This window comes from Gardnerella sp. DNF00109, from assembly GCF_049262845.1.
Lineage (GTDB): Bacteria > Actinomycetota > Actinomycetes > Actinomycetales > Bifidobacteriaceae > Bifidobacterium > Bifidobacterium vaginale.
On sequence record NZ_CP058406.1, the window covers coordinates 1,084,895 to 1,109,533 of the forward strand.

The window sequence follows — 24,639 nt, forward strand, 5'->3', positions numbered from 1 at the left end:
ACTATCGAACTAGCGCTCCCAAACTGGCTTCCAGCCTTCTACAACATGCTGCGTATTTTCCGAATACACCATGGAATCCGCTGGAACATCGTGACGCACAACAGATCCTGCACCCGTTGTAACTCCATCTCCAACAGTAACGGGAGCTACAAACAGGTTTCCTGCACCAACATGCGCGTTAGAGCCAATAGTCGTGTGATTCTTATGCACACCGTCGTAGTTTGCTGTAATTGTGCCACCGCCGATATTCGTGTGCTCACCCAAATCAGCGTCGCCCATGTAGCTTAAGTGTGGAACCTTAGTGCCGTTTCCAATATGCGCTTTCTTCATCTCCACAAACGCGCCCGCTTTGCTCTCCTCGCCAAGCACATTTCCTGGTCGCAAATACGTCCACGGACCAATGTTTGCAGCGCGGCAAATATGTGATTCTTGCACACGCGAGCGCTCCACAACCGCGTCTTCATCTACTTGCGCATCGATAAGCGTAGTGTATGGTCCTACAACCGCACCGCTTTTAACAATCGTTTGCCCTTGCAAGAAGCACCCTGGAAGTACCGTAACGTCTTCTTGCAAAACAACATCGTCTTCGATCCACGTGTTTTCTGGGTCTAGAATCGTTACGCCTTCAAGCATCCACTTTTCGCAAACGCGCTTGTTGTATGCTTTTGCAAGCGCAGCTAATTGAACGCGTGTATTTACGCCTTCTACTCTCAACGAATCAGCTGCCGCCATTGCTCCAACACGCCCCATTGTGCGAGCGTGCTCTAGCGCATCCGTTAAGTAAAACTCGCCTTGAGCGTTCTTGGAATTAAGGTTAGATATTGCGTCTGTAAGCACTTCCGCATCGAACACGTACACAGATGTGTTCACTTCCTTAATCGCAAGCTCTCCTGCATTAGCATCTTTGTGTTCAACAATTCTTAGCACATCACCATTTGCTTCTCGCACAATTCGCCCGTAGCCAGTGGCATCGTCTAAAACAGCGGTTAAAACAGTTGCTACATTGCCTTGATTATTGTGAAAATCAATTAATGATTGCAATGTTTGCGTGTCTAAAAGTGGCATATCACTTGCCGCAATTACCACAGAACCTTTAAGCGCACTACCACATTCTTGTTTTGAAGCTTCATTAAGATCTCGCATTGCGCACTGCACTGCCCTGCCCGTTCCAGGCTTATCATCCTGGTTCACAATACGCACGGCGTTATTGTAGCTTTGCGCAGCTGCCGACACTCGTTGCGCTTGAGCGTGCACTACAACAGCAAGCTCCTTAGGGTTTACGCCTGCCATTGCGTTCATTACGCGATTTAAGAACGTTTTTCCAGCGAACGGATGCAATACTTTCGGCGTTGTTGAACGCATGCGCGTCCCATCACCTGCTGCCAGAATTATCGCTGCGGCTACATTATCATTATGCTTTTCCACGCGCGCTCCTTGTTTTTATGAGATATTGTCGAAATGCTTTCGAAATAATACAAGAGCAGAAAATCAAACAAGTGCCCCCGACGCGATTCGAACGCGCAACCAACGGATTAGAAGGCCGTTGCTCTATCCATTGAGCTACAGAGGCGCAAGTCGCAATTATACCAAAATTCTTACATCAACACACCCAGTCTTAAATAATTTGCAAATTAATATTTCTGTTTTGACTCTGTTTTGACTCTGTTTTGATTTATATTTATTTATTTTGATTTTACTTTGGGTTTTTGGTGCTCGGCTGCTAGCGACTTTTCCGCACGCGCAACACGCGGTATATTTGATTACTCTACAAAATGTGGTATAGTCATCAAGTCGCGTTAAAACGCGGATAATTTAAGATGCCCCTGTATCCCAATTGGTAGAGGAAACAGCCTCAAAATCTGTGCAGTGTGAGTTCGAGTCTCACCGGGGGCACGTGCACAACGCCGCTTAACATTCTAAGCGGCGTTTTTGTTATCTTCTCTCTCACGCGATTTTGCACGATACACAAACGACACACCAAACGACACACTTAATCCTCGTAGCGTTTTCATTACTGCGTTTGTTCCCTTTTTGGCTCAAATGGTAAACAAACGCGGGAATAGACGACTTCGAGTTTAAATCGTAGCGTGAGAAATCACCAGATTCATGCTAAACGAAAACGCGCACCCAAAAGGATGCGCGTTTAAAAAAACTAACGATTAACTAGCAATCAACTAGGGATTAATCGCAAGCACCAACGGTGTGAACGTAAATAGAGTCGGTACGACCAGCCTGGCGCTCACCCTGAGCAGTGCTCAAAACAACAATCTTGTCGCCGTCTTCAACCTTACCAGCTTCACGAAGAACCTTGTCGGTGAAGATCATAAGATCGTGACGGTTCATATCGTGGTAGTCCTCGCTAATCAAGAAGCCTTCAGTGCCCCAGCTCAAAGCCAACCAGTGATAAGTGTGCTCATTGTTGGTCAAGCCGTAGATTGGAGCAGCTGGGCGTTCGCGAGAAATGCGATGCACAGTGCGACCAGTCTGAGTGTAAGCAACAATCGCCTTAGCGTTAAGCTTGTCCGCCAAGTCAACAGCTGCAGAAGAAACTGCACCCGTGCTAGACATGTCAAGCTCCACAGATGGAATGCGATCATAGCCATTTTCAGTCGCGTATTGAGAAATACGAGACATGGTCTGAACGGTAACTGCTGGATACTTGCCGACTGCGGTCTCGTTAGATGTCATAGTTGCATCGGCGCCGTCAAGAACAGCGTTAGCGCAATCAGAAGCCTCTGCACGAGTTGGAACTGGAGAGTTAACCATTGATCCAAGAACTTCGGTAGCAACGATTACTGGCTTTGCGTATTGGCGAGAAAGCTCAATGCAGCGCTTGGTAACGAGTGGAACCTGCTCAAGTGGCATCTCCACTGCCATATCTCCACGAGCAACCATAATGCCATCAAAGGTCTTAACAATCTCTTCCAAGTTTGCAACAGCCTGTGGCTTCTCAATCTTTGCAACGATTGGAATGCGGCGGCCTTCTTCGTCCATGATTTCGTGAGCGCGATCAATATCGGTAGCAAAACGCACGAACGACATTGCAATAATGTCTGCACCCGTGCGAATAGCCCAACGAAGATCAGACTCATCCTTTTCGGTCAATGCTGGAAGAGAAACGGCAACGCCTGGAAGGTTAATGCCCTTGTGGCTAGAAACTGGGCCAGCAACAACAACCTTAGTGTGTACGTCGTTGCCTTCTACCTTGGTAACCTCAAGACGAACCTTGCCGTCATCAATCAAAATTGGATCGCCTGCGTGGCAATCTCCTGGCAAACCCTTGAAGGTTGTGGAAGTGCGATGCTCATCACCCTCAATATCGTCTGTGGTAATAACGAACTCTTGGCCCTCTTCCAAATAAACCTTGTCTTCGCCGTCAGCGTTCTTCTTGAACCAGCCGCAACGAATCTTTGGACCTTGCAAATCAACAAGAGCAGCAACATTACGACCAGTGGTCTTTGAAGCTTCGCGCACATTGTTGTAAACGCGCAAATGATCTTCAGGAGTGCCATGCGAACGGTTTAAGCGAGCAACATCCATGCCAGCTTCAACAAGCTTGGTAATACCCTCTAACGATTCGGTAGCTGGTCCAATAGTATCAACAATTTTGGCTTTTCTCATAATGCCTGCCTGTTTCCTTTGTTTATTTTTAAATGGGAAAATACCCACTTTCCGAGTAATAGTGTACCAGCAAATTGTGACCTATAGACAAAACTCGCGCTTATTTATTTATCGCGTCTATTTATTAGGCACACTTATCACTTAGCAACACTCATTTATTAAAGCACGATTACCTTGCGACTAGTCACGATTAATCACTACTAGCTTATTTATACGCGATTAACTCACGATTAATCATACTCACTTATTAGCCTCATCCATTTGACGCAATTCTTTCTTTAGATCGCGTATTTCGTCACGCAATCGCGCTGCAAGCTCGAATTGCAACTGTTCTGCCGCTGTATGCATTTGCTCACTCAGATTCTTAATCAAAGACATAATATCGTCTTGCGGCAACTCAGAAATATTCGCCATACGCTTTTCTTTACTTTGCTGCCCAAGATTCGGCTCTTTTGGCACTCCATAATGCGAGTTCCCAGCCTTATTAGCATTCCTGTAACCGCCTGCTAGCAAAGTTTGAGTATCAACATCCTCTTTAGCAAGCATGTCGTTCACGTCACTAATCTTCTTTCGCAAAGGCTTAGGGTCAATTCCGTGAGCCTTGTTGTACGCGATTTGCTTTTCGCGGCGGCGCTCTGTCTCGCTAATCGCCTTGCTCATAGCATCCGTAACAGCATCCGCATACATAAGAACAGTTCCAGAAACGTTACGAGCAGCGCGGCCAATCGTCTGAATAAGCGAGCGGTAAGATCTTAAGAAGCCTTCTTTATCTGCATCTAAAATCGCAACCAGCGAAACTTCCGGCAAATCCAAACCCTCACGAAGCAAATTAATGCCAACAATCACATCAATTTTTCCTTCGCGAAGCTCGCGCAAAAGCTCCACTCTGCGCAAAGTATCAACATCCGAATGCAAGTACTCAACTTTAATACCAAGCTCCAAAAAGTAATCAGTTAAGTCTTCCGCCATTTTCTTTGTAAGCGTAGTAACAAGCACGCGCTCATCTTTTGCAACACGCGCCTTAATCTCCGCAAGCAAATCGTCAACCTGCCCTTCCACAGGTCGAACCTCAATCTTAGGGTCAAGCAAGCCAGTTGGGCGAATAATCTGTTCAACTACGCCATCCGAAAGTCCCAACTCGTAATCTCCAGGTGTTGCCGAAAGATACACAGTTTGACCAACATGCTCCAAAAATTCTTTCCACTTTAACGGGCGATTATCCATTGCAGAAGGCAGTCTAAAACCATGCTCCACAAGCGTTCTTTTGCGCGAAGCATCGCCTTCATACATAGCTCCGATTTGCGGCACGGTTACGTGCGACTCATCTAAAACAAGCAAAAAGTCGTCTGGGAAAAAGTCAAGAAGCGTATGCGGAGGCGTGCCTGCATCGCGCCCGTCAAAATGCCTCGAATAATTTTCCACTCCTGGACACACTCCAACCTGTCGAAGCATTTCCAAATCGTACGTAGTTCGCATTTCCAAACGCTGAGCTTCCAGCAATTTATTCTGCTTTTTAAGCTGCGCAACTCTTTCGTCACGCTCTTTTTCAATCGCCTCAAGCGCGCGCTCCATGCGCTCCGGCCCCGCAATATAGTGAGATGCTGGGAAAATATGAACACTACTCTCTTGGCGAATCACTTCCCCAGTAAGCGGATGCAACATTGTAATTCTGTCGATTTCGTCACCAAAGAACTCAATTCGCACAGCTAATTCTTCGTAAACTGGAATAATCTCAACCGTATCTCCACGCACTCTAAAAGTTCCGCGCGTAAACGCAATGTCATTGCGCTTGTATTGCATGCTAACAAATTGACGTAATAAATCGTCTCGCTCAAGCTGCTCCCCAACGCTTAACATAAGCATTCGCTCGGCATACTCCTCTGGGGTACCAAGTCCATAAATGCAAGAAACAGTAGCTACAACAACGCAATCCCTGCGCGTAAGCAAATTCGCTGTAGCTGCGTGACGAAGACGCTCAACATCGTCGTTAATATTCGAGTCTTTTTCAATATACGTGTCTGTTTGCGGAATATACGCTTCCGGCTGATAGTAGTCGTAGTAAGACACAAAATAGCTCACAGCATTATCTGGCATAAGCTCGCGAAACTCCGCGCAAAGCTGAGCTGCCAAAGTTTTATTCGGCTCAATAATAAGTGTAGGCCTTTGCAAACGCTCAATTAGCCAAGCGGTTGTAGCAGTTTTACCAGTACCAGTTGCGCCCATTAAAACAACGTCGTTTTCGCCGTTTTCAATGCGATTAGCCAGCTCTTCGATTGCTTGCGGCTGGTCGCCCGAAGGCGCATACGGAGCTTTTACTACAAACGGCTTGTTTGTGCGCTGAATTTTATTCGACATTATTTTTCTCCAAGAGCATCAAGAGCATTTTATTTATTTTACTAAAACCCAACAATCGCGCGGTTGCTTGCGATTTTTCCGCGCGGTATCTAATGCTCCTTACCCATCCACGTTTTAATTTTTGAATCAACGCTTTTAAGCATAACTTCCATAGGCTTTGTAGAATCAACCACAAAATCCGCGATTTTTTTGCGCTCAATCTCTTCAACTTGATTACTTATGCGCTGCTCCGCCTGATTCTGGCTCATTTTGCGCTCGCTTATCATTCTCGCAATGCGAACATCTTTAGGTGCTTCAACTGTAATAATATGATCAAAACTAAATGGAATGCTGTCAATTACTTGCGCGAGAAGCGGAATATCGTGCACAATAACAGATCTTAAAGATGCTCGTTCACTGCAATCTTCTTTAGAAATTTTCCTAGAATACTCGCTTATATACTCACCTTCTAAAGTCTTCGCTAAATCATAAATAGCAGGATGAATAAGCGACTCAATCCTGCTTAACGCTTGCTTATGATTTACATCATCGCCAAAAATATGCTCCGCAATAAACTCGCGATTTAAAGAGCCATCATTCTTAACAGCATTTTCCCCAAAAATGCTTACGATTTTCTGCAAGACTGCGCTTCCCGGTTCCACTACTTTACGCGCTAAAACATCGTAATCTATAACAAACGCGCCAAACGAACGCAAATAATTTACTACTGTAGATTTTCCAGCAGCGATTCCGCCCGTTACAGCAATCCGCATCATTGTCATATTTTGATTATAATTAATGCCCCAGTAACTAATTACCGGGGCATTATATGCTAAATAGTAATTGTAAAATTAGTCTTGAAGTTCAGCACCATCGGCATCCTTATGCCACTTAGAACCAGGCTGAGAGCAAAGAATGCAAATTCCTTCAATAAATGCCCAAATTCCAGAAACAAAAGCCAGCAAGCCGAAAGAAAGAATAGAAATAAGAAGCTGGGCAATAGCCTTGCCTTTAAAACCAAGATAGAAATTGTGCACACCCAAAGCGCCCAAGAAAATCGCTAACAGGCCTGCAGCAATCTTGTTACGAGAGCTTCTGTATGTGTTTGATGAATAATTAGACCCATAGTTAGAGTATGAAGATGCTTGATTGTACTGAGGAGTAGACTGAGAGTACTGACCATATTGCGGCTGAGCATTGTACTGAGGCTGAGCATATGAATTCTGATTATACTGAGTCTGACCATACTGTGGCTGAGCATTGTACTGAGGCTGAGCACCATACTGGGATTGGTTGTTATATTGTGGCTGAGCCTGGTTATACTGCTGGGACTGATCATTGTACTGTGGTTGTCCGTACTGAGTCTGTCCGTCAGAGCCTGAGTAATCTCCAGTTTGCTTATCTAAATCACTCACAATAATCACACTTTCTCTCGTAAGAAATTTATTTTCTTAAAAACTGTATAATAAAAAATTAATAAATCAAAGCGTTATTACTAAAGATATTAAAAGATGCCCCGATGATTACTCACCGAGGGCATCTTATTTATAAGATTTTAGTAGAAAACTACTTCTTTTCGCTCAAAAGCTGTTCACGCAAAGCTGCGAGCTGATCGGAATCAGCTAAAGCACCTTCGGTAGAAGCCTCATTCACGCGCTAAAACATCGTAATCTATAGCAAACGCGCCAAGCGAACGCAAATGATTTGCTACTGTAGATTTTCCAGCTGCAATTCCGCCCTTTACCGCAATCCGCATCATTGTCATATTTTGATTATAAACGATACATTTCTCACAATAACGTAAGTTTTAATTGACCCAACTAAAACTTCTTATATAGCACGCAGTAAATAGACCCGTAATAAGATTTCCAATTATCGGTTAATAAACTGTATCCAAGCTTATTATAAAAATCTAAAGCAACAGCATTATTATCTTTTTCTGTAGATAAAATTATTGTTTTATATAATTTAAGATTTTCGACTTTCTTCATAAGCGCACTGCCAACGCCTATATGCTGAAACTCAGGATCTACAAACAACTCATTTAGCTCTAAGCTTTGATTGTACCAATCATAATTTTCTGATAAAAATGGCTTAATTTTATTCGCATACCAATTATCTTGTAATAATTCTATGCCATATAAAACACCGATAATACGATTATTCATTGTAGCAACAAGTAAAAGCGCACTATTGTTATCTTTCAAACTATCTAATATGCGCTCACGAACATTATCTATACGATCCAGTTCTTTAGGGAATGCTTTTAGATATAAATCTAAAATTATATTCATATTATCTTTGGCTTCTAAATAATCTAATTTTTTAATTTCAATGTTCTTCATAAAAATCCTTTATACAAGCTACTATCCGTATTACAACACAACATATTTAATCGACATATGCATATTTGATTTTACATAACCATCGTTATATAAGTACTAATTATTATTTTCGAAATATTTTCGCTTATATTCACTTAATCAATATAATTTCTTCTTTTTATCATAAAATTCAACATACGTCACATGTCATATGAATGATTTAGAATCTACAGATACGAGGTAATTGTTCTCGCAAACTATAAAGACAAAGATGTAATTTATAGGTAATTACTTATACGCCTTCAATGAAGAAAGGAATATAATGATTGGAACAGCGCATAAAGTTTGCAAAAATATTTTCTCAGCAATTCTTACATCTGCAACAATTGTGTCACTTAGCATAGGTGTAGCATCAGCAACTACCCCCCCCCCCGAACAAACTGAACCAGTAACATTTACGATTACACGTACGGATGATTTAAAAAATGATGTTCGAGTTGGGGATACGCTAAGATATAAGCTGACTTACACAAATAATACTAATCACAATGTGACTGTTTGGCCAACTAAAAGTAATCTCACTGCTGTGGCCGTTGAAGGAAATAATGGTAACTGTAGATGGAGAGATCTACAACCAGGAAAAACTGTATCATGCACGCAAGGATTCCATATAACAGAGAATTCTGACATTAAAGAAAAAGGTTTCACTCCGTCAACCGATTGGAAAATTAGCAAAGATGCAAATGGTAATGAAGTTATATCTACTCCAAAATTAATTGGCGAAAAAGTTACAAATATTAATCCAGTTCCAAGGCCTAGAAAAGACGGGGATCCTATTAGATTAGCAACAATAGGTCAAACTGTGGAAGGACTAACTGGAAAACCTTATTATAGAATACCTGCAATAGCTGAAGCTAACAATGGTTGGATTCTTACAGCTTGGGATTATCGACCAAATGGTGCAGCTGATGCCCCTAATCCAAATTCTATTGTTCAAAGAATATCTAAAGACGGTGGAAAAACTTTTGAAAAAATACAAATCGTAGCAAAAGGAAAAGAAAACTCAAATAAAGATGGACTCTCAAATAAATATGGATTCTCTGACCCTTCATATGTTGTAGACCAAGAAACAGGCAATATTTTCTTATTCTTCGTAAAATCATACGATGGTGGCGTATGGGATTCTACAGCTAGTACAGATAAAAGTGATAGACATATTTTAGACGCTGCTGTTACTTGCTCAAAAGATAACGGTTTAACTTGGAGTGAGCCAAAAGTTATAACTAAAGACATAACTAAATATCCAAAAAATGAACGAGCTAGATTTGCTACTTCTGGGCATGGTATTCAACTAAAATACGGAAAATATAAAGGTCGTTTAATACAACAATACGCAATAGTAAACAGTTCCAATGGAAGTGTGCAAAGAAACAATGAGAAGTGGCAAGCAGTATCTGTATACTCTGATGACCATGGAGTAACTTGGAAAGCTGGAAATCCAGTTGGACTAGGTAAAGAACAAAGCCATATGGATGAAAATAAGGTTGTAGAGCTTTCTGATGGAAGAATTATGTTAAACTCTAGACCACATGAAGGCGGTGCAAATAATCATAGAATCATTGCTTTTTCTAATGATGGCGGAGAAACGTATGGTAAAGCATACAAAGATGAGACACTGCCAGATCCAGGTAATAACGCTCAAATAACAAGAGCATTCCCAGATGCTCCAATTGGATCTGATGCAGCTAAAATCCTCTTATATTCATCTTCTTCTGGTTCTGGAAGAGCAAATGGCTTGATACGTGTCTCATATAATGATGGAGAAAATTGGACAGAAGAAAAGGGATTCAAGAATGGTGCAATGGCGTACTCCACTATTCAAGCTTTAAGCCAAAAAGCAGGAGGCGGCTATGGTCTTCTATATGAGGGCGATAATAATGACATAATGTATACGAGAATTTCTGCTGACTGGTTAAGTATACGTCCTAACATAACCTTAGCTTCCACAACTAAAATTAATCTATCCACCAAAGAGATAAGTCTTCCTGTGGTAAATCCTACGAGTACTAAATATGAAAATATTAAAGCTACGTCTATAAATACAAGTGATTTTACTGCATCAAGCGATTCTATAACAATCGAAGCGAATAAAACTACATATATTCCTTTGAAAATTGAAGTGCCTAAAACAGCAAAAGTTGGAGATAAACTTACTGCAAAAATTCGTATTGCGTCTGCAAACAAAAATCAAGATCGTTCAAGCACAGAATTATCATTTGAAACGAGTATAACTTTAAATGTTGCAAGTGAAACTAAAGATTCTAGTACTCAAACAGATCCTCTACCTAACAATCAATCACATACTGATACACAAACAGGAAAAGATCCTGAAACAACACAATCCGAAGAGGAGATAAATAAGAATAACAATAAACAGAATAGCAGCACATTTAACATAGATAAAGAATATTCTCAAAATTACAGAAAGGATTATTCTAATACAGACGATTCCAGAACGAATTATCATTACTCTTCAAAAGCAAAACAGGATAATTACAATGTGGATAACAACAGCATTGATAATGAAAATAATGATAAGCATTATAGCAAATCTGGCAATGCTTTAGCAAAGAATAGAGGAATGATGCAAAAAACTGGAATCAACACAACTATTCCTTATGCTTTAATGATTCTATTAATAGCTATCTCTGCAGCATTAATGAAATTAAAAAATATGCAATATTAAAGAATAAGTATATTTGCTATATTATTCATTTGTTCTAATGTTTTAGGCATAAAAAATAAAAGATGCGTTTTGGAAATTGAATTCTAAAACGCATCTTTTATTTGTAAAATTACTTATAAATCTTAATACTAAATATTTATTTTTAGTCTTTTAACTCAGCACCATCAGCATCTTTGTGCCACTTACTTCCAGGCTTTGAGCAAAGAATCAAAATACCCTCAACCAATGCCCATATTCCCGTAATAATCAACAGGAAACCAAAAGAAAGAACAGAAATAAGCAGCTGTGCAATCGCCTTTCCTTTAAAACCAAGATAAAAATTGTGCACACCTAAAAATCCTAAGAAAATCGCTAGCAAACCTGCAACAATTTTATTGCGCGAGCTTACTAAAGTTGCTTTAGCGTTTTCCTCATTATTACCATCATACGAAGGGAACTGAGGATTTTTCTGATTGTTATCAAACGTGCTCATAATCTTCACCAATCCTTTTAAGAATTATGATTAATGTTTAAAAGCATCATATAATCATTATTCTTAAAAGAAAATTAATTGTACCTATATTTAATTACAAAACTTGAGTCACAAAAATACTCGTAAAACATACTCAAAACAGTAACCAAACAGTAACCAAACATAAACAAAATTGCCCCGATGGTAACTCATCAGGGCAATTGTTAATAAACTTCTAGTAGAAAGTAGAAACTACTTCTTTTCGCTCAAAAGCTGTTCGCGCAAAGCTGCGAGCTGATCGGAATCAGCTAAAGCACCTTCGCTAGCTGCTTCAGAAGAATAGTTGGAAGCAACTTCTTCCTTCTTTTCTTCCTTAGCTGGCTTCTTTTCAGCTTCTTCGTTCTGACCATCAGCGGCTGCGGATTCTGCTGCAGCTGCGAGTTCCTTAGCGGCAAACACCTTGTGCTGCTCCCACAATTCGTGAGCTGCTGCATACTGTGCTTCCCACTCTTCGCGCTGCTGCTCGTAACCAGCAATCCACTCGTTAGTGTTTGGATCGAAGCCTTCTGGGTACTTGTAGTTTCCTTCTTCGTCATACTCAGCTGGCATGCCGTAGAGAGCTGGATCGAAATCTTCAGAATTTGGATCAACAGCCTCGTTAGCCTGCTTCAAGGAGAGCGAGATACGACGACGATCGAGGTCTACGTCAATAACCTTAACGAATACTTCTTCGCCACCCTTAACAACAGTTTCTGGGTTCTCTACATGACGGTTAGCAAGCTCGGAAATGTGAACCAAGCCTTCGATGCCGTCTTCAACGGAGATGAACACACCGAACTGAACAATCTTGGTGACCTTACCCTTAACAACCTGTCCAGGAACATGGGTACGAGCGAAGCGCTGCCATGGATCTTCCTGAGTTGCCTTAAGGGAGAGGGAGATGCGTTCGCGATCGAGATCAACGTCGAGAACCTCAACAGTGACCTTATCGCCAACCTTAACAACCTCGGATGGGTGATCGATATGCTTCCAAGAAAGCTCGGAAACGTGAATGAGACCGTCAACACCGCCGAGATCAACGAATGCGCCGAAGTTCACGATAGAAGACACAACGCCTTCACGAATCTGACCCTTCTTAAGCTGCGAAAGGAAGGTCTCGCGAACTTCGGACTGGGTTTCCTCGAGGAATTGACGACGAGAAAGTACAACATTGTTGCGATTCTTATCGAGCTCAAGAATCTTAGCCTTAATCTTCTGGCCAATGTATGGGGAAAGATCGCGAACGCGACGCATTTCAACGAGGGAAGCTGGCAAGAAGCCGCGCAAACCGATGTCTACAATCAAGCCGCCCTTAACAGCCTCAATAACGGTACCTTCAACAATACCGTCTGCATCCTTGATCTTCTCAATATCACCCCAAGCACGCTCATACTGTGCACGCTTCTTGGAGAGAATAAGACGTCCTTCCTTGTCTTCCTTAGTTACAACAAGGGCTTCGATGGTGTCGCCAACTTCAACAACATCATCTGGATCAACGTCTTTCTTGATGGAAAGTTCACGGGAAGGGATTACACCTTCAGTTTTGTAGCCGATGTCCAACAATACTTCGTCGTGATCAATCTTTACGACTGTACCTTCAACTAAATCACCATCGTCAAAATTCTTGATGGTTGAATCGACTGCCTTGATGAAGTCTTCTTCGGTGCCAATATCATTAATCGCAACCTTGGCGACTTCGTTATTATTCTCTGCCATTACTTATTAGTGGTTTCTTCTTGGGGTGGATATTACTCGATATTAAATTATGACTTTTGTACGCGCACTATGCACGCGCTCTGTCAATGTTATATATAGGCATAGCCAAAATCGCCGTTTTACTTCGGGCGTGTCGCGCTACTTGATATTTGCTACTTAACACTACTCGCCGCTTGCTGCTCGCTCAGCCATGTCAACAACATTAGCCAATAGCATTGCGCGAGTCATTGGACCCACTCCACCAGGATTTGGCGAATACGCTCCCGCGACTTCTCTACAAGCAACATCAACATCGCCTTTTACACGATATCTGCCCACTTCTTCATCAAAAACGCGCGATACACCAACATCAACCAACACACATCCAGGCTTAACATCGCAAGGCTTTACAAATCCAGTGCTGCCCATTGCTGCAATAATAACGTCGGAGCGCATCATAATATCATGCAAATCGCGCGTGCGCGTGTGGCATAATGTTACAGTTGCATCTACTCCCCTGCGCGTAAGAAGCAGCCCGATTGTTCGTCCAACAGTAATTCCTCGTCCAAGTACGCACACATTTTTGCCTTCAAGATCAATGTTATAAGCATCTAGCAGTGCCAAAATTCCTCGCGGCGTGCATGGAAGAGGTGTAACAATATCTCCCGAAATATGCATAACCAGCTCGCCTAAATTGTACGGATGCATTCCGTCGCAATCTTTTGCAGGGTCTATTGCCTCAATAATCTTCTTAGAATCCACGCCTTTTGGCAAAGGTAATTGCACTATAAAACCTGTGCAGGAAGGGTCATTATTTAATTTTTCGACAGCAGTAAGAATTTCGTATTCGCTAGCGTCTTCTGGCAAATCGCATCGGATTGAGCGAATCCCCACTTCTTCGCAATCCTTGTGTTTTCCAGCAACATACTTCAACGAACCAGGGTCGCTTCCAACTAAAAGCGTTCCAAGCCCTGGATTAATGCCCTTTTCTTTAAGCTTTTCTACTCTATTTTTTAAGTCGCTTTTAATACTTGCAGCTAGCGCTTTCCCATCTAATACAACAACCATGATTCACTTCCCAGCTCGCATGTTAATTCTTATGTTCAACTTACAAATCATCTAATACAATTCGTACACGTAGTATATTCGTATGGATAGGCTATCGTGAGGTATAGAGGTGCGCGACACAACTACTAATAACAGGATATTAATAATAGAATGGTATTTATTATTAGTAATACAACTTATTAGCTGTACCACAGCAGTACCACACTTTTGTACGTGCACGCTGTTTACGGAAGGGGCGCAAAGATGTGTGAAAATACTTTTCATTTAAGTCGCGCAAAGAAAATATGCAAAGCGATTTTAGCTTGCGCAATTGTGCCATCAATGTTGATTGGCATGGCTGGGTGCGGTGCAAATTCACAATCTTCTGAAAAAACAACACATACAAAAAAAGAAATTAAACAAATTAAAGTTGTTTCCACACTTGAATCTTGGGCAAGCTTAGCCAGAGAGATCGGAGGCAACGATGTTGTTGTTAAGTCAATAATAAACAAGCCAGATGTTGATTCCTCCTCATTTAAACCATCCAGTAAGGATTTGCAAAAACTTTATGATGCACAAGTTGTGATTTCTAACGGGGCTGGATATGACAGTTGGATTGCAAAATACTTATCTAAAAAGAGCGAAACAGTAAATGCTGCTTCTACAGTTGGCGCTTTAAATGGTGATAATCCTTACTTATGGTTGTCCAAAGATGCGAGAAGTGCTATGGCGTCTAATATTTGCGACGTTTTCTCTAAGATTCTTCCGTCAAAGAAGAAGATTTTTACTAAAAGACTTAATACTGTTAAATCTCAAGAAAAGAATCTTGACGAGTATATTGAAAAGTTTGGTAAAGATCACAAAAACTTAAAGTATGCGTCGACTAATCCTATTCTTTTCTGGCTTATGTCAGATATGAATATAGAGGATTCTACTCCTAAAGAATATGCTACTCAGGCTGCTCAAGACGATGCTATTGATAAGACTAATGTGGACAAATTCCAGAAATTAATAGAAGAAAGAAAATTTGACGTAATAATCAACAACAGTCAACGCAATAATACTGACATAAGCATTTTGACTGGAACAGCTGGAAGAAGCTACACGTCTGTGATGTGGGTTAACGAGCTCATGCCAACGTATGCAACCGATTTAAGAAAATGGGTTATGAAAATTTGCGAAGACATTGACAATGCCGGTAAAGCTACGATTAACATGAGAAAAGAGTTGGGAAAGCACGAAGCCTCTCAGCAAAATAAGCCTATTACAGAAAAGCCTACAGTTTCTAAGCCAGATCCAAGTAGGTCTAACAAAGGTCAGCAGGATCCTGGAAAGTAAATCTGAAAAATAAAAATAAGTAGAAGATATAGGAAGATATAAAAAAATATAAATAAAGAATAAAATTCACCTCCTAAATTTTTATAACTTAGGAGGTGAATTTTTATGTCCTATTTCTTTTTAGTTTTATGTCCTACTTCTTTTTAGATTTTTTAGACCTCTCGGCAAGCAATCTAAGAGTATCTGCAGCAGCTTCTTCTGGAGCTTGAGTATGGTGTTGCTCATCTCCAGGCAGAGGATCAGCATATCCAAGATTCACATTTAACAAGCGTTCTGCCTGCTCTTCGTCAATCTTTTCAGATAATGCAATTTCCGAAATAAGAATACTGCGAGCGCGAGCAAGCATACGCTTTTCTCCTGCAGACAAACCATGTTCGTCTACATCTCGCTGTGATAAATCTCGAACAACTTCTGCAATCTTGTTAACATCGCCAGTAGCGATTTTCTCAACATTAAGCTTGTATCTACGAGACCAATTCATTTCTTTTTCGAGAATAGGAGTGCGTAAAATTTCAAAAACTTTAGCAACTTCTTTTGCGCCTACAATATCTCGAACGCCAACTTTTTTGACATTGTCTACTGGGACATTAATCTCTAAACCATCTGAAGACAATACAACTAAGCGTAAGTATTGCCTAGTAATACCTTTGACAGTGCGTTCACTAATTTCCTCGACTCGAGCCGCACCATGACGAGGATAGACGACCATATCGCCGACTTGATAACCCACAGAACCCTCCGTATGCACAGAAAAACTCATTTCAGTTTTCCATAAGGCAAAGACTTGAGGCTCGAAAAGATATTTTTTTGACTGATTAGTCAAACTTTGCTCAAAACACACAAGACATACGCAAATAATGTTGTATGATAGACAACATGAGTACAGTATCTAACATCAATGAAGATGCAATCGCAATGGCTGTCCGTCAGGACGTGCTTGCTGCGGTCAGCAACGCAGAATACTACAATCCACACGAGGTCCTTGGTGGACATCTCGGAACTGGCAAAGGCGCTGGTACTGCCACGGTTCGCGTATTGCGACCAATGGCCAAGAAGGTAACAATTCTTACTAAGGGCGGAGAATACGAAGCCAAACACGAATACAACGGTATTTTTACTGCTGTTGTTCCTGCCACAAAGCATTCTAAGAGCAAAGAATGGTCTGTTCCTAGCTATCGTATCCGCACTGTGGAAGTGGATGGAACTGAGTCTGTAGATGATGATCCGTACCGTTACTTGCCTCAGATTGGCGATATGGACATGTATCTGTTTGGCGAAGGCAGACACGAAAGACTTTGGGAAGCACTGGGTGCTCATGTTAAAAGCATTACCGATTCTTGGGGTCTTGTTAGCCCAGAAACAGGCAAGATGGTTAAAAAAGTTACTGGAACTGCTTTTACGGTGTGGGCGCCAAACGCACGCGCTGTAAGAGTTGTTGGCAACTTTAACTATTGGAATGGTCGCCGCCACGCAATGCGTTCTCTTGGATCTAGCGGTATTTGGGAGCTTTTCATTCCAGGAGTAGGTGCAGGCGAAGTTTATAAGTTTGAGATTATGACTCAAGCTGGAAACTGGATTATGAAGGCAGATCCTATGGAGCGCTCTCATGAGCTTCCACCTAATACTGGATCTGTTGTTGTTGATTCCGAATTTAAATGGCACGATAGCGAATGGCTTGAACATCGCGCAAAGACTAATGCTCACGATGGTCCTGTAAGCATCTACGAAGTTCAGGCAAATAGCTGGAATCGCGATTACGATAATTATCGCGAACTTGCAGATCACCTGGTTGATTACGTTCAGCAAGAAGGCTTTACTCACGTTGAGTTTATGCCTCTTACCCAATACCCGTTCTCAGGTTCTTGGGGTTATCAGGTGACTGGTTATTACGCTGTTGACTCTAGGCTTGGAAGCCCAGACGACTTTAAGTACTTGGTAAACAAGCTCCACAAGGCTGGCATTGGTGTGATTATGGATTGGGTTCCAGCACACTTCCCTAAGGATGACTTTGCTTTGGGTAGATTCGACGGCACTGCGCTTTATGAAGACCCTGATCCTCTTCGCGGCGAGCACCCAGATTGGGGAACGTACATATTTAACTTTGGCAGACACGAGGTTCGTAACTTCTTGGTTGCTAACGCCTGCTTCTGGCTTAGCGAGTATCACGTTGATGCTTTGCGTGTAGACGCTGTGTCTTCTATGCTCTACTTGGATTACAGCCGTGAAGCTGGTCAATGGCGTCCAAACATGTATGGCGGACGCGAAAACCTTGAGGCTATTGACTTTATTAAGGAAGCAAACGCTACTGCATACAAGAATAATCCTGGAATTATGATGATTGCAGAAGAGTCCACTGCATATCAAGGAGTTACTGCTCCTACAGACATGGGCGGCTTAGGCTTTGGCTTAAAGTGGAATATGGGCTGGATGCACGACACTTTGCAATACCTTAAGGAAGAGCCGATTAATCGCCGTTGGCATCACAACGAAATCACATTCTCTATGGTTTACGCATATTCCGAACATTATGTGTTGCCTTTGAGCCACGATGAAGTTGTCTATGGCAAGGGATCTCTTCTTGGAAAGATGCCTGGAGACGAGTGGCAGCAATTTGCTGGCCTTCGTGCGCTTTTGGCATATCAGTGGTCTCACCCAGGAAAGAATCTTCTGTTTATGGGTGGAGAAATTGGTCAGTCTTGCGAATGGAACTTCAACAATTCGCTTAATTGGCATGAGCTTCAATGGCCGTTCCATCAAGGTGTACAAAAGTTGGTAGCAGATCTTAACGCTTTGTATAAGAGTTCTAGAGCATTTTGGAGCCAAGACTTTACGCCAGACGGATTCCAGTGGCTTACTAGCGACGATTCTGATCACAATACTTTAAGCTACATTCGTATTGGTGATAACGGTGAAGAAATTGTTGTGGTTGTTAACTTCTCTGGTCAGGCTTGGCAAGATTATCAAGTGGCATTGCCTAAGGGTGGTCAATGGGAAGAAGTTCTTACAACAGACGACGCTAAGTATTGTGGTTCTGATATTCACAATGGCACATTCACAGCCGCTGCTGAAGAGTATCATTCAAGACCATATTCTGCAAGGATTACTGTTCCAGCGCTTGGAGCTGTATTCCTTAAGCCAGTCAGCAAGTAGTTAGTTGATAATTAATAACTTAAGTTAGGAATCTGAATTAGGTTAAAATGTTGGACACTCCATCAGAAAAAGGTGTTCCTCGAACAATTCTTGTTGTAGAGGATGAGCCAGATTTAGCCACAGCTATTGCGCAACGTATTGTTGCCAGAGGTTGGAAGGCTAGAGTTGTTTCTGATGGAGTGTCTGCTGTTAAAGCTGCTTTAACATTAAAGCCTGATCTTATAATTATGGACGTCATGCTTCCTGTTATGGACGGCATTGAGGCGACTCGCAGAATAGTATCTAGATACCCTATTCCTGTGCTGATGCTTACAGCTAGAGATGCTGAGTCGGATAAACTGGCTGGATTAAGCGCTGGAGCAGACGATTATGTTACTAAACCGTTTTCTCCTAGAGAACTTATCGCAAGATGTGCTGCTATTTTGAGGAGAGTTGAAAGAGCTACTTTAATCGCAAATAGAGCGCAATATAACGCTCTATTTAAGTTTGGAGATTTGATTATTGACCCTAGACAGAGGCTTGTTACTCTTAACGGTAAAGAAATTCATTTTACTCCTACTGAATTTTCTTTATTGACTACTTTTGCAAAGCATCCTCATGATGTTTTAAAACGAGAAACACTTTTAGAAGAAGTCTGGGATTGGCCAGATGCTTCTGGAACTAGAACTGTTGATTCACATGTTAAATCTTTAAGACATAAAATTGGTTCTTCTTGGATTCGCACAATACATGGAATAGGTTATGCTTTTGAGCCACCTGATGAAGATTATGACCAAATATTTAACTAGAAATAATAAAAATAACAATAACAATTCTGTTGATAAAGTAGGTAAAGTCGATTCTTTTTCTGAGGTCACTTTGCGATCTGCTTTGCATCCTAATCGTTTTATAGGGTTTTTTGCGTCTTTAAAAGGTGAATTATCTGCGATTATTGTTGTTGCAACAGCTATAGCATTTGTAATGGCTTGGTTTCTTTTAAAAGTTGGGTTAAGCGGATGGATTGCAATGCCTATAACGCTAGCTGTAGCGCTAGGTATAACTTACGCATTTTCCAGAGGATTAACTGCTCCGCTTAGACAAATGCGAGATGCTTCTGAAGCAATGGCAGATGGTGATTATTCCGTGCGAGTTCAGATTGAGAATAGAAAAGACGAGGTTGGAAAATTAACTCTAGCTTTTAACGAAATGGCTGAAGAACTAGAGCATGCTGATAATATGAGGCGTGATCTTATAGCTAATGTAAGCCACGAGCTTAGAACACCTGTTAGTGCATTACAAGCTATGGTAGAAAATCTTGCTGATGGAGTTGTAGAGCCGACACCGTCGAATATGGAGGCTATTCTAAATCAGATTCACAAGTTGGCTGATTTAATCACTTTTCTACTCGATTTGTCTAGAGTAGAAGCTGGTGCAGAAAGTCTTGTTATTACAGAGTTCGATTTTAAAGATTTTCTTAACAGTATTGTCGAACCTATAGAAATAGCGGATGCTGGGCATAATCATCATATAAGTCTTAATGTCGAAAATGATATTACGCTTGTTGGGGACAAAAATCGCCTATCGCAATTGTTTACTAATGTGGTTTCTAATTCTATTAAACATTCTGCAGACAATACTAAGATTCTTATAACAGCAAAATCGAATCATGAGAAGAATACTCTAGTTTGTAACGTTATTAATTTTGGAAACCAGATTCCTAAGGAGGATAGGGCTGATATTTTCCGAAAATTTGTTAAGGGAAGCCAAGGTATTGGAACTGAGTCTGGTGGCACAGGATTGGGTTTGTCTATTGCAAGATGGGCTGCACAATTGCATAACGGTACTGTAAAAGTTGTTGATGATAAGCGTGGAGCTAATTTTGAGATTACACTACCGCTTACGTATAACAAATAACGAGTTATTATAATCCGTATAAAACACTTTCCTTTGACCATACTCCTGCTATAGCAAAACACGCGAAAACTGTTATACCACAATCTTTTAATGCTTCAACACAATTTTTCATCGTAGATCCTGTAGTGATAATGTCGTCTAAAAGTATTACTTTGCATCCTTTTGGCACTATTCTTGTGTCTACTAAAAACCCTTTTGTGGTTCGCAAAGATCGTCCCCTACTTCCTTTAACTTGAACTGATTTTACTTTTATTTTGCCCATTTTGATTGCTTTTACAACCCGTGCATTAATACCATATTCTTTAAGATTTTTAGAAACGTATTTAGCAATAGGATCCATGTGTTTTCTTCCGCGTTTTCTTTGTGATTTAGAAGACGATGGAATTGGTACGATAATAAGATTTTCAATAATATTTTCATCGGTATTTTTGCAATTACTTTCATAACTATTTTTATAATCACTAATAACTTTGATTATCAATTGAGAAACCAAATATGAAAAAGGCTTATCGAGAAGTTGATTACTATGATCCTTCCAACACAACAAAGATTTCCTTACAAAACCTACATAAGTTGAGCACGAATAAATATTTCCGCACATTACGCTTATCAAAGGATCCTTATGCCATTCTTTAAACATACTCGTGCAATCATCGCACAAAACGCAATCAGGAAGATCACATCCTGCGCAGCCAACTGGAAGAATAAGATTAACCATGGTTTTAAAAACAATCGTCCAAGAAATGTTAAGAATAAGCCCATTTATTTTATGAGTTAGATTTTTTAAAAGCATAAATCGACGATAAATATTACAAAATGTAATTGCAATAAAATTAAGTCAATGTGGTTAAAGGCTATTTTAAAATTTGAAAATATTTATGGAATTAGAAAATTGTCTAAAAATCAGCGCACTAGGAATTAAGATGTTTTAACATTCCAGTGCACAAGTTAAATGTGTCACTAGGATCTTTTACTCTAATAGCCAAAGCTCTAGTTAAAGATGTTGGGTAATCATTACCGCCTTCATACATTCGATCTCCAACAAAAGCCATCTTATTTAAAGGAATATGGCAATAGGAAGAAAGAGCCTTAAGAGCTTGAGCCTTATTATCGCCTTTGCTGACAATATCGACACTAGTAAAACCACCAGCACGCACAGAAAAATCAGGCAAATTTTTAGAAATTTCTTGAGCTAAAGTAGTTTTTAAAATTCCACTAGGATCCCACTGTTTTTTAAATTCAACAGGAGCGAGTTGACCTAAAGCTGAAAAAGTGATTTGCGTACCACGATTCTCTATCTGACTCCCCCAAAGTTTCTCATCTGAATCACACTTCCACAAACCCATTTTTTTAGCACAAGATATAATTACTTCAATAACATGATTTGCATCATCGTCAGAAATATTATGCGAGTAAATGCAGTACAATCTCCCATCCGAAATGCGATAATAGCTTGCTCCATTAGTCGGCATAATGTGTAGATTATCAAGTCTTGTATATGCAGGTAAAACATTTAAAATCTGACTTTTAACTAGTCGCAAGTCACCGCCAGTAATAACAGCAATAGGCAACCTATTTATCAAATCACCAAAAACTGTACGCATTCCACTTGTCATAGGCTTTTTTGAACAAGCAAGAGTATTGTCTAAATCAAAACCAATAAGCGAATACGATACAAGATACTCACAAAGTCCTTGCTCATTCCACTCATGAATATTAGACTCCAACACTTGCCTCCTGTACAAACCTTGCAATTCAAGTATTCCATATTATTAACATATTTACTACAACGTGTCTTGCATGTTTTGCAGACCACTCATTTCACCATCTATTTCACCATCTATTTCACCATCTATTCCACTATGAGTTTGTCAAATTGCCCTAGCATACAAATAAAGTTAAAGCATGACGTCTTTAATATGGGAACAGCGAAGATATAAAAATCGACACGGCAGAGGAATGAGAATGCCAATGTTTGGCACAAGACTACCACGGTACAGAACAGCAAGCGGAATGTTTGACTCAATGGTAGCTGGTCAAATACGAAGACTTAATGGAGCATGGTCTAATCTTACAAAAGGCGTGCAGTTTGCTGTAGAAGACGTTCCACCATCTCAACCGGTACTTTGGGAAAGCAACAAAAGAATAATGTCTCAAGTATTTCCAGCTTCCAAAGGAATACCACCTAGAATCGTATTGTACAGGCTGCCGTTATGCACACATGTTACTAGTCGCGCAGAATTACAATACGCCATTCGAGATGAGATGGTCCAACGACTAGCAGAATTGTATGGCAGAAGACCAGAAGAAATAGACCCAGACTGGGGATTATAAAGCTAATTAAAATAATAAAGCTAATTAAAATAGTTTACTAAATAAACTACTTCACAATAGCAGGATTTGCTCTAACCTTAACACTTATTCTGTTAGGATCAAGCGATTTAGAAGGAATCCAAGCAACTCCTGCAAGTCCCGCACTATTTACCGTATTATTTTGAATCCTAGAAGCAAAAGATACGCCAGACTTTGATTTAATCGTAAACATAATTGCTTTAGGATTAATATCTTTTGCAGATATTGTTGAAACAGTATAAGGTTTAATATCAACCACTTTAGAAGATACCTTTATCCCATAAGAATCATAAGCATTTATGGTTACGTGAGAATTATCCACTAAACCATTTGCAATATATAACGAAGTTTCATCTGCAGAAAGCGGAGATACAAAAGCACTATTAGTCATAGGATTAACAGCATTAACAAAAGCAATATCGCTCTGACCATCTTTACCGTTTCTTTCAACAGAAGCCATAATAAAAGTCGGGACAGTGCTTTGAGCAAAAATAGCGCCAACTCCCTTAGGAGCATTTCCTAAATCAACAACCTGAACTTGCCTTGCATTAAGATCTACTTCCTTAATGCTTTTCTTTCCTGAATCATCCAGCCAATATAAATCGAGTTTCCCACTTTTATCAGACCAAATATAAGCTTTGACCTGATCTCCATCTGTAATGCCGGGTAAAACAGGTTCCTTAGACGCTGAGCTTGTTGGCTGAATAATATCCACTCCCTTAGAAACAAGTCCTTGAGAGCGAACGACTTTAACAAAAGATGAAACTGGTGCTTGGTCACTTGAAACTTGAATATACAGCCCATTAGTTTTCTCGACTGCGGCAGAAATGTTAAAAGAAGAGTCACTATGCGCTGGAACAGTAAAAGTACTTCCAGTAGATAGATTCATTTGAGCACCTGATCTACTTGTTGACCACGCTTTAACACTCACAACAGTTGGTTTTGATGAAAGATTAATAGAATTTAATCTTATTGACACACCTTCCGATATTTGCGGAATAATAAAGTTTTGTCGCATTGATGGAGATACGCAAGAAGTAGCAGACAAACCTTTTAAATCCCCATTTGTTGCCCAAGATACACTAGAAGCAACTGATCCAGTACCCGACTGTGCATTAAGAAAATTGCTTTCTAAAATTTGAGAATCTTTGTCTACATTATTTTCAGCAAAATAAGCTTTACTATCATCATCTGAATTAGAAGCATTAGTAAAAGATTTATTGACTAAATCTTTAGAATTCCCAGAATCTTTTAAACCATGTACCGAGGATTTATAAACATTGCCAAAGGATGCATATCGCGCAACCGACTTTAAATCACCTTCGGATTCTTGAAACTCACTATCGCCATAATTTGCTAAATCTGGCAAAGATACTCTAGTCGGACAAACCGTTTGAAAATTAGTAGAACTTACTTGTTTTTCCACACTTCCATTCGGATAAATAGGATCATCCATAATATGTTTAAACGGAGATGTGTAGGATATTACAACAGCAGTAGAAACTAGTATTGCAGCGCTTAAAAGCGACAATGACCATAATTTGAATCTTCTAAAACGAGTAGAAGGATTAACAGAAGCATACTCTTCTGCATGGCGATGACTATTTTTAGAATTCTTATTCGACTTCATTTAAATCTTCCCTGACATA

19 protein-coding genes, 2 tRNA genes and 1 pseudogene are annotated in these 24,639 nt (G+C 40.5%); 7 read left to right on the top strand and 15 right to left on the bottom strand.

What is annotated here, in order from left to right; translation table 11 throughout:
- Positions 1 to 9: 9 nt before the first annotated feature.
- The gene (gene glmU / locus HXT20_RS04270) at positions 10 to 1,425 is read right to left on the bottom strand and encodes a bifunctional UDP-N-acetylglucosamine diphosphorylase/glucosamine-1-phosphate N-acetyltransferase GlmU (protein ID WP_013399648.1); all 1,416 of its coding nucleotides are present in this window, start codon (positions 1,423 to 1,425) and stop codon (positions 10 to 12) included.
- A gap of 72 nt (positions 1,426 to 1,497) precedes the next feature.
- A tRNA-Arg gene (locus HXT20_RS04275) sits at positions 1,498 to 1,570 on the bottom strand.
- Positions 1,571 to 1,819: 249 nt separating this feature from the next.
- Between HXT20_RS04275 and HXT20_RS04280 the strand changes: the two genes are divergently transcribed.
- Positions 1,820 to 1,893 (top strand) — tRNA-Leu (locus HXT20_RS04280).
- A gap of 288 nt (positions 1,894 to 2,181) precedes the next feature.
- Here the strand turns inward: HXT20_RS04280 and pyk are convergent.
- The 6 genes and pseudogenes from pyk to HXT20_RS04310 all read right to left on the bottom strand — a co-directional run bounded on the left by pyk (position 2,182) and on the right by HXT20_RS04310 (position 8,300).
- Positions 2,182 to 3,621 carry a pyruvate kinase gene (gene pyk / locus HXT20_RS04285; RefSeq protein WP_004113139.1) on the bottom strand — a complete coding sequence of 480 codons (1,440 nt, stop codon included), beginning with the start codon at positions 3,619 to 3,621 and terminating at the stop codon, positions 2,182 to 2,184.
- A 240-nt stretch (positions 3,622 to 3,861) separates the two neighbouring features.
- The gene (gene uvrB, locus HXT20_RS04290) at positions 3,862 to 5,976 is read right to left on the bottom strand and encodes an excinuclease ABC subunit UvrB (RefSeq protein ID WP_004113141.1); all 2,115 of its coding nucleotides are present in this window, start codon (positions 5,974 to 5,976) and stop codon (positions 3,862 to 3,864) included.
- An 89-nt stretch (positions 5,977 to 6,065) separates the two neighbouring features.
- Positions 6,066 to 6,737, bottom strand: coding sequence for a dephospho-CoA kinase (coaE, locus tag HXT20_RS04295; protein WP_020759460.1), 672 nt, complete (start codon positions 6,735 to 6,737; stop codon positions 6,066 to 6,068).
- Positions 6,738 to 6,806: 69 nt separating this feature from the next.
- Positions 6,807 to 7,379: a TM2 domain-containing protein gene (locus HXT20_RS04300; RefSeq protein WP_020759461.1), complete on the bottom strand. Its 573-nt coding sequence runs from the start codon at positions 7,377 to 7,379 to the stop codon at positions 6,807 to 6,809.
- A 224-nt stretch (positions 7,380 to 7,603) separates the two neighbouring features.
- A pseudogene (locus HXT20_RS04305) lies at positions 7,604 to 7,720 on the bottom strand (dephospho-CoA kinase); the annotation flags it as partial.
- A gap of 55 nt (positions 7,721 to 7,775) precedes the next feature.
- Entirely contained in the window at positions 7,776 to 8,300 is a 525-nt protein-coding gene (locus HXT20_RS04310; protein WP_016833167.1) for a GNAT family N-acetyltransferase, read from the bottom strand.
- A gap of 529 nt (positions 8,301 to 8,829) precedes the next feature.
- On the opposite strand from HXT20_RS04310, the gene HXT20_RS04315 reads away from it, so the two are divergent.
- Positions 8,830 to 11,025: a sialidase family protein gene (locus tag HXT20_RS04315; RefSeq protein WP_020759462.1), complete on the top strand. Its 2,196-nt coding sequence runs from the start codon at positions 8,830 to 8,832 to the stop codon at positions 11,023 to 11,025.
- A 142-nt stretch (positions 11,026 to 11,167) separates the two neighbouring features.
- On the opposite strand, the gene HXT20_RS04320 is transcribed toward HXT20_RS04315, so the two are convergent.
- The 3 genes from HXT20_RS04320 to HXT20_RS04330 all read right to left on the bottom strand — a co-directional run bounded on the left by HXT20_RS04320 (position 11,168) and on the right by HXT20_RS04330 (position 14,278).
- Positions 11,168 to 11,497, bottom strand: coding sequence for a TM2 domain-containing protein (locus HXT20_RS04320; RefSeq protein ID WP_009994376.1), 330 nt, complete (start codon positions 11,495 to 11,497; stop codon positions 11,168 to 11,170).
- A 231-nt stretch (positions 11,498 to 11,728) separates the two neighbouring features.
- Positions 11,729 to 13,231 (bottom strand): 30S ribosomal protein S1, encoded by a 1,503-nt coding sequence (gene rpsA / locus HXT20_RS04325; protein WP_004113153.1) that lies wholly within the window; start codon positions 13,229 to 13,231, stop codon positions 11,729 to 11,731.
- A 162-nt stretch (positions 13,232 to 13,393) separates the two neighbouring features.
- Positions 13,394 to 14,278 (bottom strand): bifunctional methylenetetrahydrofolate dehydrogenase/methenyltetrahydrofolate cyclohydrolase, encoded by an 885-nt coding sequence (locus tag HXT20_RS04330; protein WP_020759463.1) that lies wholly within the window; start codon positions 14,276 to 14,278, stop codon positions 13,394 to 13,396.
- 243 nt (positions 14,279 to 14,521) lie between these two features.
- Here HXT20_RS04330 and HXT20_RS04335 point away from each other — a divergent pair, with 243 nt between their 5' ends.
- Positions 14,522 to 15,595 (top strand): metal ABC transporter solute-binding protein, Zn/Mn family, encoded by a 1,074-nt coding sequence (locus HXT20_RS04335; RefSeq protein WP_004114839.1) that lies wholly within the window; start codon positions 14,522 to 14,524, stop codon positions 15,593 to 15,595.
- A gap of 133 nt (positions 15,596 to 15,728) precedes the next feature.
- Here the strand turns inward: HXT20_RS04335 and HXT20_RS04340 are convergent, their stop codons facing one another.
- Positions 15,729 to 16,325 carry a CarD family transcriptional regulator gene (locus HXT20_RS04340; RefSeq protein ID WP_009994378.1) on the bottom strand — a complete coding sequence of 199 codons (597 nt, stop codon included), beginning with the start codon at positions 16,323 to 16,325 and terminating at the stop codon, positions 15,729 to 15,731.
- A gap of 146 nt (positions 16,326 to 16,471) precedes the next feature.
- On the opposite strand from HXT20_RS04340, the gene glgB reads away from it, so the two are divergent.
- From glgB to HXT20_RS04355, 3 genes are read left to right on the top strand one after another with little or no spacing between them, the layout of a single operon-like run.
- Positions 16,472 to 18,745 (top strand): 1,4-alpha-glucan branching protein GlgB, encoded by a 2,274-nt coding sequence (glgB, locus tag HXT20_RS04345; protein ID WP_004117613.1) that lies wholly within the window; start codon positions 16,472 to 16,474, stop codon positions 18,743 to 18,745.
- Between the two features lie 47 nt (positions 18,746 to 18,792).
- Positions 18,793 to 19,533, top strand: a complete 741-nt coding sequence (locus HXT20_RS04350) for a response regulator transcription factor (protein ID WP_004113162.1) — start codon at positions 18,793 to 18,795, stop codon at positions 19,531 to 19,533.
- Positions 19,505 to 20,638, top strand: a complete 1,134-nt coding sequence (locus tag HXT20_RS04355; protein WP_004114833.1) for a sensor histidine kinase — start codon at positions 19,505 to 19,507, stop codon at positions 20,636 to 20,638. The genes HXT20_RS04350 and HXT20_RS04355 overlap by 29 nt, the downstream gene beginning before the upstream one ends.
- Positions 20,639 to 20,645: 7 nt before the next feature.
- Here HXT20_RS04355 and HXT20_RS04360 read toward each other — a convergent pair whose 3' ends face one another.
- The gene (locus HXT20_RS04360; protein WP_009994383.1) at positions 20,646 to 21,431 is read right to left on the bottom strand and encodes a ComF family protein; all 786 of its coding nucleotides are present in this window, start codon (positions 21,429 to 21,431) and stop codon (positions 20,646 to 20,648) included.
- Between the two features lie 118 nt (positions 21,432 to 21,549).
- The gene (locus tag HXT20_RS04365) at positions 21,550 to 22,368 is read right to left on the bottom strand and encodes an HAD-IIB family hydrolase (protein WP_004113169.1); all 819 of its coding nucleotides are present in this window, start codon (positions 22,366 to 22,368) and stop codon (positions 21,550 to 21,552) included.
- 175 nt (positions 22,369 to 22,543) lie between these two features.
- Between HXT20_RS04365 and HXT20_RS04370 the strand changes: the two genes are divergently transcribed.
- Positions 22,544 to 22,972, top strand: coding sequence for a metallopeptidase family protein (locus HXT20_RS04370; RefSeq protein ID WP_004138024.1), 429 nt, complete (start codon positions 22,544 to 22,546; stop codon positions 22,970 to 22,972).
- A gap of 46 nt (positions 22,973 to 23,018) precedes the next feature.
- Here the strand turns inward: HXT20_RS04370 and HXT20_RS04375 are convergent, their stop codons facing one another.
- Positions 23,019 to 24,620: a DUF5719 family protein gene (locus tag HXT20_RS04375; RefSeq protein WP_422114255.1), complete on the bottom strand. Its 1,602-nt coding sequence runs from the start codon at positions 24,618 to 24,620 to the stop codon at positions 23,019 to 23,021.
- Positions 24,621 to 24,639: the final 19 nt, after the last annotated feature.

Excerpts from the sequence above, each read along its gene's own strand:
- pyk (WP_004113139.1), bottom strand. The coding sequence starts at position 3,621 with ATGAGAAAAGCCAAAATTGTTGATACTATTGGACCAGCTACCGAATCG.
- uvrB (WP_004113141.1), bottom strand. The coding sequence starts at position 5,976 with ATGTCGAATAAAATTCAGCGCACAAACAAGCCGTTTGTAGTAAAAGCT.
- coaE (WP_020759460.1), bottom strand. The coding sequence starts at position 6,737 with ATGACAATGATGCGGATTGCTGTAACGGGCGGAATCGCTGCTGGAAAA.
- HXT20_RS04310 (WP_016833167.1), bottom strand. The coding sequence starts at position 8,300 with ATGAAGAACATTGAAATTAAAAAATTAGATTATTTAGAAGCCAAAGAT.
- HXT20_RS04320 (WP_009994376.1), bottom strand. The coding sequence starts at position 11,497 with ATGAGCACGTTTGATAACAATCAGAAAAATCCTCAGTTCCCTTCGTAT.
- rpsA (WP_004113153.1), bottom strand. The coding sequence starts at position 13,231 with ATGGCAGAGAATAATAACGAAGTCGCCAAGGTTGCGATTAATGATATT.
- HXT20_RS04330 (WP_020759463.1), bottom strand. The coding sequence starts at position 14,278 with ATGGTTGTTGTATTAGATGGGAAAGCGCTAGCTGCAAGTATTAAAAGC.
- HXT20_RS04335 (WP_004114839.1), top strand. The coding sequence starts at position 14,522 with ATGTGTGAAAATACTTTTCATTTAAGTCGCGCAAAGAAAATATGCAAA.
- glgB (WP_004117613.1), top strand. The coding sequence starts at position 16,472 with ATGAGTACAGTATCTAACATCAATGAAGATGCAATCGCAATGGCTGTC.
- HXT20_RS04350 (WP_004113162.1), top strand. The coding sequence starts at position 18,793 with ATGTTGGACACTCCATCAGAAAAAGGTGTTCCTCGAACAATTCTTGTT.
- HXT20_RS04355 (WP_004114833.1), top strand. The coding sequence starts at position 19,505 with ATGAAGATTATGACCAAATATTTAACTAGAAATAATAAAAATAACAAT.
- HXT20_RS04360 (WP_009994383.1), bottom strand. The coding sequence starts at position 21,431 with ATGCTTTTAAAAAATCTAACTCATAAAATAAATGGGCTTATTCTTAAC.
- HXT20_RS04370 (WP_004138024.1), top strand. The coding sequence starts at position 22,544 with ATGACGTCTTTAATATGGGAACAGCGAAGATATAAAAATCGACACGGC.
- HXT20_RS04375 (WP_422114255.1), bottom strand. The coding sequence starts at position 24,620 with ATGAAGTCGAATAAGAATTCTAAAAATAGTCATCGCCATGCAGAAGAG.